The organism is Oleiphilus sp. HI0086 (assembly GCF_001635225.1).
In genome coordinates, this window is sequence record NZ_LWFZ01001484.1 from 1 (window position 1) to 927 (window position 927).

General features: G+C 48.3%; 1 protein-coding gene. It reads right to left on the bottom strand.

Annotation, left to right across the window (positions count from 1 at the left end; all coding sequences use genetic code 11):
• The coding region (locus A3756_RS25175; RefSeq protein ID WP_197481537.1) for a BCCT family transporter at nt 1-927 on the bottom strand (927 nt) is incomplete at both ends.

Consider the following 927-nt stretch of genomic DNA (forward strand, 5'->3'; position numbering starts at 1 on the left):
AGGCAGCCGCGATTGCGCCTTCAATAGTTGCCCAGTAGATACGTTGGGGTACGGGCGCATCAATTTTGCCACCTGCTGTAATGCTATCAATGACCAAAGACCCTGAATCGGAAGAAGTAATAAAGAATACCAATACAAGGAGAATAGCGATCATCGATAGAAGCTGACTCATGGGCAGCTCATCGAACATCTGAAACATGGCAAGCGGGACATCCGTTAGACCATTTGCTCCAAGCTCACCGACACCGTTCACAACTTGATCGATGGCAATACCACCATAGACCGACATCCATATTACAGTCACTGCGGTTGGCACGAGTAGCACGGCACAGAGGAATTCGCGGATAGTTCTGCCTTTAGATATACGCGCAATAAACATTCCGACAAAAGGCGACCATGATATCCACCAGGCCCAATAGAACACCGTCCAACCTTGAAACCAGGCTTCGTCATCTCGATTGTGCGGATTACTAAGCGGTATTATATTCTCAAGGTACGCACCAATCGTAGTGGGAACATTCCCCAGCGCTACAGCTAAGCCTACCATTGCAACAAAAATCAATAATACAAAGGCGATCACCATATTCACGTTACTTAGTAACTTCACACCACCTTCCAAGCCTCTAACGACCGAGATGATAGCTAAGGCAGTCACACCCACGATAACTAAAATCTGTAAGCCGATACCGCCATCAGTGCCAAACACGTGATTAATACCGCTCGCCGCTTGCTGCGCCCCTAGCCCTAAAGATGTGGCTAGACCAAAGAGTGTCGCAAGTACTGCAAGAATATCGATAATGTGGCCAGGCCATCCCCACGTACGCTCTCCTAGCAGCGGGTAAAAAACGGATCGAATAGAGAGTGGAAGCCCTTTGTTGTAGGTAAAAAAAGCTAAGGAAAGCGCAACGACGCCATAGATCGCCCAGG